Source organism: Rhodoplanes elegans (genome assembly GCF_016653355.1).
In the GTDB taxonomy this organism is placed as follows: Bacteria; Pseudomonadota; Alphaproteobacteria; order Rhizobiales; family Xanthobacteraceae; genus Rhodoplanes; species Rhodoplanes elegans.
This window is the reverse complement of sequence record NZ_NHSK01000157.1, coordinates 1-9,832: the sequence shown is the minus strand read 5'-3', so window position 1 is coordinate 9,832 and position 9,832 is coordinate 1. Positions and strand designations below refer to the sequence as shown.

Below are 9,832 nucleotides of genomic sequence, written 5' to 3'. Positions count from 1 at the left end.
TCCTACACCGGGGTGCTGGCCCGCGGCTTCGCCCTGGTGCGCGGCGCCGACGACCGGCCGCTGCGCTCCGCCGCCGCCGTGATCCCGGGGCAGCGCCTGTCGCTGGAATTTTTCGACGGCCGCATCGCCGCCCGGGCCGACGGCGGCGCGGCGGCGCCGGCCTCCGTGCCGCCGGCCGCGACCCCGGACCTCGCCGGAGAACGGTCGAAGCCCGCCAACAAGCCGGCGCGCCGAAAAACGCCGGCCGAGGGGCAGGGCTCGCTGTTCTGAGCCGGGCCGGGTCGGTGGAACCCGGGGTTCCGTCGCGGCGCGGGAGCGACTACATTGGTCGCATGCGTCGCCGGGACGCCCGGCCCCATGCCGTTCGGGAGGTCTTACGTGCTCAACCGGTTCGACTTCCGCTCGCCGCAGACGGGCGAGGCGGAGGTCCGCTATCTCGACGCCGATTTCCGCGTGCTGCGGGCCGGCGCCTTCGTCCGCTGTGCCGTCACCGGCGTGCCGATTCCGCTCGAGGAGCTGAAATACTGGAGCGTCGAGCACCAGGAGGCCTATGCGGGCCCCGAGGCGGTCGCCCAGCGGCTCTATCCGGACCGCGCCAAGCCGCAGCCCTGATCCTCGCGGCGTTGCCTGCAGGGCCGAAACCTCTCCCCTGTCGTGCTCCGCGAAGGCGGAGCACCCAGTACGCCGCAGCGGTCGGATCAGCCTTTGGCGCCGGTGGATACTGGGTCGTCCGCCTGCGCGGACGACGACCGCCGAGAGGCCGCGATTAATTTCGTCGCGCGCGAAGACGCGACCGGATCCGCGATCAGAGTCGCAGGCCCGTCCGCGCCGCCAGGACGGCGCGCAGGCCGGCCGTGTCGTCGATCACGAGGCCGACCGGCAGGGTGGCGCTCGCCGCCGCCAGCGCCGCGAGCGCCGGGTCGCCCTGCAGCCGCAAGAAATCCTTCTCGGTCGTCACCAGCGTCAGCCCGTCGGCTGCCGCGTCGGCGATCAGCCTGGCCGCCTCCGTCTCGGTGAAGGCGTGGTGGTCGGCGAAATGCGCGGTGCGCACCGGCGCGAGCCCGGCATTCGCCAGCGTCGCGAAGAATTTTCCTGGATCTGCAATCCCCGCATAGGCGAGGAGGCGTTTCCCCCGCAGCGCCGCGACGGCGGCGGGGTCGGGCAGCACGCGCCCCGAAAAGACCGGCAGGCCGCGCCGGCGCGTCGCGTCGAGCACGGACAGCGCGAGGTCGCTCGGCGGCCCGATCACCAGGAGCGCATGGGCGACGTCGAGCTGCGCCTCGAGGCCGAGCCGCAACGGCCCGGCCGGAAACACGCAGCCGTTGCCGATGCCGCGCCGTCCGTCGAGCACGACGAGCGCCAGCGACTTCGCGAGCGACGGGTTCTGCAGCCCGTCGTCCATCACGATGACCCGGGCGCCGGCGGCGAGCGCCGCCTGTGCGCCGGCGACGCGGTCGCGGGCCAGGATCGTCGGTGCCGTGCGGGCGAGCAGCAGCGGCTCGTCGCCGACATCGGCCGCCGCGGCGCCCGGCGTCACGGTCAGCGGGCCTTTGAGCCGGCCCTTGTAGCCGCGGGTGAGGAAGATGGGCTTGAGCCCAGCGCCCTGCAGGAGGCGGGCGATCGCGATGGCGGTCGGCGTCTTGCCGGCGCCGCCCAGCGTGAGATTGCCGACGCAAACGACCGGCACGGGCAGGGTGCGGCCGGGCCGGCGCAGCCGCGCCGCGGCGATCCGGCCGTAGACCGTGCCGAGCGGCGACGCCAGCATCGCGGCGAGGCCAGGAGCGCGCCACCAGAAGTCCGGCTCACGCATCGTTCGGCTCACGCCTCCTCGGGCCGGCTCCGCAGGCGGATCTGCGCCAGATAGGGCTCCAGCGCCGCCATGGTGCGCTCGACCGCTCCGGCGAGCGTGTTGACGGTGTGCTCGCCGGCGGCGGCGAGCCGGGCCTGTGCCCCGGGATTTCCCAGCAGGCCGGCGAGCCGGCGGGCCAGATCGGCGCCGTCGGCGACCGCGATCGCGCCCTCGGCGCTGTCGAGCGCCTGGTAGAGATCCAAGAAATTCTTCACGTGCGGGCCGTGCAGCACGCCGGCGCCGAGCTTGATCGGCTCGATCGGGTTCTGGCCGCCGTGCGGGATCAGCGAGCCGCCCATGAACACGACGCGGCCGAGCCGGTAGAGCAGGCCGAGCTCGCCGAGCGTGTCGGCGACGTAGATCTCGGTCGCCGCGTTGGGCAGCACAGACTGCGAGCGGCGGGCCGCCTCCAGGCCGCCGGCGCGGGCGAGCGCGGCGATCTCGGCCCCGCGCTCCGGATGGCGCGGCGCGATCACGGTGAGGAGGCGCGGGAACTCCAGCCGCAGCCGGCGGTGCGCCTCGATCAGCGCCACCTCCTCGCCCGCATGGGTCGAGGCGGCGACGACCAGCGGCCGGCCGGCGAGGGCCCGCTCCAGCTCGGCGAGGCGCGCCGGATCGACCGGCAGGGCGGGGCCGTCGAGCTTGAGGTTGCCGGTGACGCCGAGGCGCGGCGCCCCGAGCGCGCCGAAGCGCTGCGCGTCCTCGGCCGAGCGCACCAGGCACAGGTCGAAGCGCGACAGCAGCGCCTCGATGGTCGCCGGCGCGCGCTGCCACTTGGCGAAGGAGCGCTCCGACAGGCGGCCGTTGATCAGAATCAGCGGGATGTTCCGGTCGCCGCAGCCGACGATCAGGTTCGGCCACAGGTCGGACTCGACGAACAGGCCGAGATCGGGCTGCCAGTGATCGAGGAAGCGCGCCACATAGGCAGGCGCATCGAGCGGCACGAACTGATGGATGGCGCCGCGCGGCAGCCGGCGGGCCGCCACCTCGGCCGACGTCACGGTGCCCGACGTCACCAGCACGGCGATGCCCTGCCCGGCGAGGCGCTCGATCAGCGGCAGCGCCGCGATCAGCTCGCCGACGCTCGCCCCGTGCACCCACACCAGGGGGCCGCGCGGCCGCGCCTGGCCGGCTTCGCCGCGGCGCTCGGGCAGCCGCTGCGGATGCTCCTTGCCGCGCTTCAGGCGACGGCCGAGCAGGTATCTCGCGAAGGGTGTGGCGGCGCGGGTGGCCAGCCGGTACGCCGTGAAGGTGAACGGCAATCGTTCGACCAAGACCGCCGTCTCCTCGTCGGTGTATCGCCGATGCCGCACGCCCCGGTATCACGCGCCCCGGGGTCGCGGCGGCTCAGCGGGACGTGCGCGCGAGGCGCGTGACGATCTCGCGCGCCGCCCGATTCCGCATCGGATCGGCGGCGACGAGCGCCTCGTGTCGTGGCACCGGACGGTTGTACCGGATGGTCTCTCCGGCGACCGTGGTGAGCGTCCCCGCGGCTTCGTGCACCAAAAGATCGGCAGCCGCAAGATCCCAGTCGTGGCTGTCCTTGGACGCGAAGGCGACGTGGATTCGCCCGTGCGCGACGCGGGCGATTCGCAGCGCGAGCGAGTGCACCTTGGGCACCGGCACGACGCCGGACGCCTCGGCGGCGAAGCGCTCGACGAGGCGCGGCGGCCCGGCGACGACGGCGCCCGCGAACAGCGCCTCGGCCGCCTCGTGCGTGGCGGGCGCCACCCGGATCGGCGCGCCGTTGCGGGTGGCGCCGCGGCCGGCGACGGCCAGGAACATCTCGTCGGTGACGGGCGCGAGCAGTGCGGCGAGCACGGGCCGGTCGTGCTCGACCAGCGCGACCGAGATGGTCCAATCCGGCTTGCCGGCGATGAAGCCGCGGGTGCCGTCGATCGGATCGACCACCCACAGCCGGTCGCAGCCGAGCCGCGCGGGGTCGTCCTCGGTCTCCTCCGACAGCCAGCCGGCGTCCGGCAGCAGCGAGCCGAGCCGCGCCTTCAGCAGGCGGTCGACCGCGAGGTCGACCTCGGAGACCGGCTGGTCCTCGCCCTTGCCCTTGTACCAGCTCTTGATCGGGTCGCGGATCGCGGCGAGCGCCAGGGCGCCCGCCTCGCGCACGATCGTCTCGAGCGGCGTGACGAGCGTGGCGTGGTCCGCCGTGTCAGACACCCGCAACGGTGAGGCCCTCGACCCGGATGGTGGGCGCGTTGACGCCGTAGCGGAAGGCGAGATCGTTCGCCGGCCGCAGCGTGCCGAACATGTCGATGAGATTGCCGGCGATCGTCACCTCGCTGACCGGATAGATCACGATGCCGTTCTCGATCCAGAAGCCGGAGGCGCCGCGGCTGTAGTCGCCCGTCACCATGTTGACGCCCATGCCGATCAGGTCGGTGATGTAGAACCCGTCGGCGATGTCGGCGATCAGCGCCTCCGGCGTTTCGCCGCCCGGCTCGAGATGGACGTTGGAGGCGCTCGGGCTCGGCGTCGAGGAGACGCCGCGCTGGGCGTGGCCGGTCGTCGTCATGCCGAGCTCGCGCGCCGTCGCGCAGTCGAGGATCCAGGTCGTGATCACGCCGTCGTCGACGAGCGCGAGCGGCCGCGCGGCGACGCCCTCGGCGTCGAAGGGATGTGAGCGCAGGCCGCGCTTGCGCAGCGGATCGTCGACGATCCGGATGCCGGGCGCGAACACGCGCTGGCCGAGCTTGTCGCGCAACAGGCTCGTCTTCCGCGCGATCGACGATCCGTTCACGGCCGAGACCAGATGCGAGACCAGCGAGCCGGCGACGCGCGGCGCGAACACGACCGGCACCTTGCGGGTCGACACCTTGCGCGGATCGAGGCGCTTCACGGCGCGCTCGCCGGCGGTGCGGCCGATCTTCTCGGGATCGTCGAGATCGCTCGCATGCACCGTGGAGGACCAGTCGTAGTCGCGCTCCATCTTGGTGCCCTCGCCGGCGATCGCCGTCATCGACACCGAATGGCGCGAGCCGGCATAGATGCCGGTGAAGCCCGTCGAGGTGACCAGCACCATGCCGCCGATGCCGGTCGAGGCCGAGGCGCCGCCCGACTTCGACACGCCGGCGATGGCGAGGCCGGCACCTTCGGCCGCCTTGGCGCGCGCCTCCAGCACGGCGACGTCCGGCATGTCGGGATCGATCAGATCGAGATCCGGCACGTCGCGCGCGAGCAGCGCCGGATCGGCGAGGCCGGCATAAGGATCCTCGGGCGCGACGCGCGCCATCGCGACGGCGCGCTCGGCGAGTGCGTCGAAGCCGTCGCCGGCGAGATCGTTGGTCGACACCACGGCCTGGCGGCGCCCGACCAGCACGCGCAGGCCGAGGTCGTCGCTTTCCGAGCGGGTCGATTCCTCGACGCTGCCGTCGCGCACGTCGACCGAGAGCGAGACGCCGCGGGTGGCGATCGCGTCGGCCGCATCGGCGCCGGCGCGGCGGGCCGCGGCGACGAGACGCTCGGCGAGCGTGACGAGCGCGGACTGATCGAACAGGGAGGACATGCGGCTTCTTGCGCTTTCGGTGCGGGGAGGGAACGGCGGCGCGGCAGTTTCTCGCTCCACGACATGGGGCGCGCCGCGGTCGCGATCAAGCCGAAATTCGTCGCGGCCAGGAGCCGGGCCCGCGGGCCGCTCGGGCGGGCGTCCGCGAAAGGCCTTTAGACGTTTCCGAAAAAGCAACGCTACGGGGCAACGCTCCGTTGATCATGTGGTTCGAAGCATTGCGGAAACGCCTGATTAACCGAGGGTTTTAAGACAAGACCAAACCATCGGCGCTAGTCTCTCAGGAAAGATCGGGCCGACAGAGTCCGAACAGGGATGCTGTAAAAAGCGAGGCGTCGAATGAGTGCCGGTGGGGTTGCTCCCTCCGGGTCGAGCCGGCATGTCCGGCTCGACCCCTTCGCTCTTCCGGTCCGGTTCCGGACCGCGGATCAGGCGTCCGACTCCAAGGAGCGGATCGTCGAGCTCGACCACGACACGCTGGTGCTGCGGCGTGCGGTCGCCGGAATTCCGATGAAGGTGTCCGTGCCGGTGGCGAGCTTCCTCGGCGTCGCGCTGCGCGTCGCGCCGCCGGACGAGACCAGCGACGGCTCGGTCGCGGTGGTGCTCGAGCACAAGGATCCGGCCCTCACGGTGCCGCTGTTCGTCGCCGACGACGGCACCGACGCCGTCGCCGAATGGCAGCTCTGGGCCAACCGGCTCGGCCTGCCGCTGCTGGTCGCCGAGACCGACGGCACGCTGCGCGAGCCGTTCGCCCGCATGGGCAGCGTGCGCCTCGCGAAGGCCCAGCCGCGCCGCCGCCGCGCTTCGCCGCTCAAGCGCCGCCGCGCCTCGATCCTGATGCGCCGAAAGCCCGGCCGCCTGCCGGTCGCCCCGCGCATCCACAAGGACGAGAAAGAGCTCATCGCGCGGAGCTGATTTTTTCCGATGCCGCCATTTAACCTCTCCCCGCTGTGCGGAGAGAGGTCGACGTTCGCGCGATCAGCGCGAACGTCGGGTGACGGGGCGTCGCCGCGAGTCTGAGCTTTACGGAAGCGCCCCCTCATCCGACTCGCCGCTGCGCGGCGAGCCACCCTCTCCCCGTACACGGGGAGAGGGCAGAGTCGCTTCGCGCCGCGCTCACAGCAGGGCGTCGAGCACCATGCCGGCGAACAACAGGAGGCCGGCGTCGCGGTTGGAGCGGAACTGCATCAGGCAGCGCTCGGTGTCGTCGATGTCGAGCGTCGTGATCTGCCAGCCGAGATGGATCGCGAAGGCGCCGAGCCCGACGACGAACCAGTAGCCGCCACCCGCGGCGTATCCGGCGAGGCCGATCAGCACCACGGCGGTGCCGTAGAACAGCATCAGCATCCGCTTCGTGTCGGCGCCGAACAGCAGCGCCGTCGACTTGATCCCGGCGAACAGGTCGTCGGCGCGGTCCTGGTGGGCGTAGATGGTGTCGTAGCCGATCACCCAGGCGATGGCGCCGAGATAGAGCAGGATCGGGGCAAGATCGAGCTGCCCGAAGGCGGCCGCCCAGCCCATCAGGGCGCCCCACGAAAAGGCGAGGCCGAGGACGATCTGGGGCCAGTAGGTGACGCGCTTCATAAACGGGTAGAGCGCCACGATGCCGAGCGACGCGATGCCGGTCGCGATGGCGAAGCCGTTGAACTGGACCAGCACCAGGAAGCCGACCAGCGACTGCAGGATCGCATAGGCGAGCGCCTGCGACAGCGTCACGGCGCCCGACGCGATCGGCCGCAGCCGGGTGCGCTCGACGCGCTTGTCGATGTCGTGGTCGGCGATGTCGTTCCAGGTGCAGCCGGCGCCGCGCATCACGAAGGCGCCGACGAAGAACAGGATCAGGTGCCACACGTTCGGCAGCGACCAGCCGGCCGCCATGGCGGCGAGCGCCGCCGACCACCAGCACGGGATCAGCAGGAGCCAGGCGCCGATCGGGCGGTCGAAACGGGAGAGGCGGAGATACGGCTTGACGGCGGACGGGGCGTTCCGGTCGACCCAGTTGCCGACCGAATCCGCGATCCGTCCCTGCAACGTGCTCATCGCGCGATCGAGCTTCCGGTGAGGGTGTTGAACGTGCCGGTCGGCTTGCCGCCGCTGCCGGCGGCGCCGGTCGGGGCGCGGGCGGTGCCGAGCGCCTCGCTCAGGCTCGGCGGGCCGGCGGCCGGGCCGGGTCCGCCCATCGGGCCGGCCGCGCAGGCCTGCTTGGCGGTCTTGCCGATGTTGACGCTGCCGGTCTTGAGCTGCTGGACGATGTTCGGCGGGATGCCGCAGGTCGGCGCCTTGTCGGCGGCGAACTTGGCCCAGCTGCCGATCGCGCTCGCGAAGCTGGAGAACAGCTTGCACAGCTCCTCGCGCGGCAGCTTCTTGTCGACGCCGGCCTTGGCGGCCTTGCCGCGCTTGTCGGTCTCGGCCTGGAGCTTGGTGAACTCGGCCATGCAGGGCGGCTGGCCGCCGGCCCCGCCGCCGCCCGGCCCGCCGCCGGCCGGCGCCGCAGGCTCGGACGCGAGCGTCGCCGCGACCGGGACGATGGTCGCGACCGCGGCGTGACCCTCGATCGCCGGCGCGACGAGCCGTATCCAAGCAAACAAAAAAGGGGGGCCGCAGGGCCCCCCTTTCGCATTCCGCAGGACTTGCGGAAAAAATCAGCGCTTCGAGAACTGGAACGACCGGCGAGCCTTGGCGCGGCCGTACTTCTTGCGCTCGACGACGCGCGAGTCGCGGGTCAGGAAGCCGCCGCGCTTGAGCACGCCGCGCAGATCCGGCTCGTAGTGGGTCAGCGCCTTGGAGATGCCGTGGCGCACCGCACCCGCCTGACCGGAGAGACCGCCGCCCGACACCGTGCAGGTGATGTCGTACTGGCCGTTGCGGTTCGACGAGACGAGCGGCTGCTGGATCATCATGCGCAGCACCGGACGGGCGAAGTAGACCTCGACGTCGCGGCCGTTGATGACGATCTTGCCGGTGCCCGGCTTCACCCAGACGCGGGCGACCGCGTCCTTGCGCTTGCCGGTCGCGTAGGCGCGGCCCTGCTTGTCGAGCTTCTGCTCGTACTTCGGGGCCTCGACGACGCCGGCCGTCTTCAGGGCCGAGAGATCTTCGAGAGATTGAATGGTCTCGGCCATGATCACGCGCTCCTGGCGTTCTTGCGGTTCAGCGCCGCGACGTCGAGCGTCTCCGGCGTCTGGGCCTCGTGCGGATGGGAGGGGCCGCTGTAGACGCGCAGGTTGCCGAGCTGACGGCGGCCGAGCGGCCCGCGCGGCAGCATGCGCTGCACGGCCTTCTCGACGATGCGCTCGGGGAACCGGCCCTCGAGGATCGACTTGGCCGAACGCTCCTTGATGCCGCCGATGAAGCCGGTGTGGTGATAGTACACCTTCTGCTGCACCTTGCGGCCCGTGAACACGACCTTGTCGGCGTTGACGATGATGACGTTGTCGCCGCAGTCGACATGGGGCGTGAAGGTCGGCTTGTGCTTGCCGCGCAGCCGCATCGCCACGATCGCCGCGAGCCGGCCCACGACGAGGCCGGAGGCGTCGATCATCACCCACTTCTTGTCGACCTCGGCAGGCTTGGCCGAATAGCTCTTCATGGCGTCCTGATCCGATGGTGTGGAGTTCTTGGTCGGACGCGCCCGGACGAGCCGGAGTGAGCCCACCGCGGGGCGCGTTGCCGGCGGGCGCCGGAAGGCCTCCACCGTGGCGGCGTGTCTACCGTCCGGGGTCGCCCACGTCAATCCCGAAACGCGTAAAATATACCAACGAAAACAATGTCTTAAAAATATGGTATTTTGATACCTAGGGAGAATGCCTTGCCGGGATGGAGTAGGTCGCGGTCACATGCGCCACCGGATCGGGGTGCCCCTCCGACAGGATCGCCACCTCGCCGACCGCCAGCCGCTTGCCGAGCTTCATCAGCGACGCCTGGGCGACGAGGTCGCGCTGGGCCGGCCGGCGCAGGAAGTTGATGTTGAAGCTGGTCGTCACGGCCAGCGGCACCGGCCCGATCGAGGCCAGCACCGCGACATAGAGGGCGACGTCGGCGAGCGCCATCATGGTCGGGCCCGAGATCGTCCCGCCCGGCCGCAGCATCTCGGGCCTGAAGGCCTGGCGGACGCGGGCGCCGTGATACCATGCCGCCTCGATGCGGACACCGGTTCCGGCGTCGAACATCTGCGGGTACTCGTGCGCCAGGAACGCCTCGAGCTCGGCGACCGTCATCACGGCGGGATGCTCGGTGGCGGAACGGGCTCGCGGGTCGGGCGGTTGCGGCGCTGAATCGTGCACGGGGCGTCCGGGGGGCTATCGGGGTCAGGGAACAGCCGCGACGCGACCGCGTCGACGACGACCAGGATCATCGCCGCGGCCGGGCCGGCGGAGCAAGCTTTTGCAAATCCTCGGCCGGACCTTCCGGCGCCGCGGAACCGGGCGTATCGCACCGCGGAACCCAACGGAGACACGTCATGA

11 protein-coding genes and 1 pseudogene are annotated in these 9,832 nt (G+C 71.5%); 3 read left to right on the top strand and 9 right to left on the bottom strand.

The features are described from left to right. A pseudogene (locus tag CCR97_RS19885) lies at positions 1-270 on the top strand (exodeoxyribonuclease VII large subunit); the annotation flags it as partial. An 87-nt stretch (positions 271-357) separates the two neighbouring features. Further along, a complete protein-coding gene (locus CCR97_RS19880) occupies positions 358-612 on the top strand; it encodes a DUF2093 domain-containing protein (protein ID WP_111360717.1) in 255 nt (84 codons plus the stop codon). 193 nt (positions 613-805) lie between these two features. Here CCR97_RS19880 and lpxK read toward each other — a convergent pair whose 3' ends face one another. The 4 genes from lpxK to CCR97_RS19860 form a co-directional block, all read right to left on the bottom strand. After that, on the bottom strand, positions 806-1,822 hold the full coding sequence (gene lpxK, locus CCR97_RS19875; protein WP_245429239.1) for a tetraacyldisaccharide 4'-kinase: 1,017 nt from the start codon (positions 1,820-1,822) through the stop codon (positions 806-808). Next, the gene (locus tag CCR97_RS19870) at positions 1,819-3,123 is read right to left on the bottom strand and encodes a 3-deoxy-D-manno-octulosonic acid transferase (protein WP_111360224.1); all 1,305 of its coding nucleotides are present in this window, start codon (positions 3,121-3,123) and stop codon (positions 1,819-1,821) included. The genes lpxK and CCR97_RS19870 overlap by 4 nt, the downstream gene beginning before the upstream one ends. 73 nt (positions 3,124-3,196) lie before the next feature. Further along, positions 3,197-4,024: a 3'(2'),5'-bisphosphate nucleotidase CysQ gene (locus CCR97_RS19865; RefSeq protein WP_338049118.1), complete on the bottom strand. Its 828-nt coding sequence runs from the start codon at positions 4,022-4,024 to the stop codon at positions 3,197-3,199. Continuing rightward, the gene (locus CCR97_RS19860; protein ID WP_111360278.1) at positions 4,017-5,369 is read right to left on the bottom strand and encodes a TldD/PmbA family protein; all 1,353 of its coding nucleotides are present in this window, start codon (positions 5,367-5,369) and stop codon (positions 4,017-4,019) included. Before CCR97_RS19860 ends, CCR97_RS19865 begins: the two co-directional genes overlap by 8 nt. 339 nt (positions 5,370-5,708) lie before the next feature. Between CCR97_RS19860 and CCR97_RS19855 the strand changes: the two genes are divergently transcribed. Continuing rightward, on the top strand, positions 5,709-6,284 hold the full coding sequence (locus CCR97_RS19855; protein ID WP_111360280.1) for a DUF6101 family protein: 576 nt from the start codon (positions 5,709-5,711) through the stop codon (positions 6,282-6,284). Positions 6,285-6,485: 201 nt separating this feature from the next. Here the strand turns inward: CCR97_RS19855 and ubiA are convergent, their stop codons facing one another. The 5 genes from ubiA to CCR97_RS19830 all read right to left on the bottom strand — a co-directional run bounded on the left by ubiA (position 6,486) and on the right by CCR97_RS19830 (position 9,586). Beyond that, positions 6,486-7,409, bottom strand: coding sequence for a 4-hydroxybenzoate octaprenyltransferase (ubiA, locus tag CCR97_RS19850; protein ID WP_111360655.1), 924 nt, complete (start codon positions 7,407-7,409; stop codon positions 6,486-6,488). Continuing rightward, positions 7,406-7,957 carry a hypothetical protein gene (locus tag CCR97_RS19845; protein ID WP_201159775.1) on the bottom strand — a complete coding sequence of 184 codons (552 nt, stop codon included), beginning with the start codon at positions 7,955-7,957 and terminating at the stop codon, positions 7,406-7,408. The genes ubiA and CCR97_RS19845 overlap by 4 nt, the downstream gene beginning before the upstream one ends. Positions 7,958-8,011: 54 nt before the next feature. Then, positions 8,012-8,491, bottom strand: a complete 480-nt coding sequence (gene rpsI / locus CCR97_RS19840; protein ID WP_111356765.1) for a 30S ribosomal protein S9 — start codon at positions 8,489-8,491, stop codon at positions 8,012-8,014. A gap of 2 nt (positions 8,492-8,493) precedes the next feature. After that, entirely contained in the window at positions 8,494-8,958 is a 465-nt protein-coding gene (gene rplM, locus CCR97_RS19835) for a 50S ribosomal protein L13 (RefSeq protein WP_111356766.1), read from the bottom strand. Between the two features lie 205 nt (positions 8,959-9,163). After that, positions 9,164-9,586, bottom strand: a complete 423-nt coding sequence (locus CCR97_RS19830) for a PaaI family thioesterase (protein ID WP_111356767.1) — start codon at positions 9,584-9,586, stop codon at positions 9,164-9,166. Between the last annotated feature and the right edge of the window lie 246 nt (positions 9,587-9,832).

Coding starts and splice junctions, on each gene's coding strand:
- CCR97_RS19880 (WP_111360717.1), top strand. CDS start 358: ATGCCGTTCGGGAGGTCTTACGTGCTCAACCGGTTCGACTTCCGCTCG.
- CCR97_RS19860 (WP_111360278.1), bottom strand. CDS start 5,369: ATGTCCTCCCTGTTCGATCAGTCCGCGCTCGTCACGCTCGCCGAGCGT.
- CCR97_RS19855 (WP_111360280.1), top strand. CDS start 5,709: ATGAGTGCCGGTGGGGTTGCTCCCTCCGGGTCGAGCCGGCATGTCCGG.
- ubiA (WP_111360655.1), bottom strand. CDS start 7,409: ATGAGCACGTTGCAGGGACGGATCGCGGATTCGGTCGGCAACTGGGTC.
- rpsI (WP_111356765.1), bottom strand. CDS start 8,491: ATGGCCGAGACCATTCAATCTCTCGAAGATCTCTCGGCCCTGAAGACG.
- rplM (WP_111356766.1), bottom strand. CDS start 8,958: ATGAAGAGCTATTCGGCCAAGCCTGCCGAGGTCGACAAGAAGTGGGTG.
- CCR97_RS19830 (WP_111356767.1), bottom strand. CDS start 9,586: ATGACGGTCGCCGAGCTCGAGGCGTTCCTGGCGCACGAGTACCCGCAG.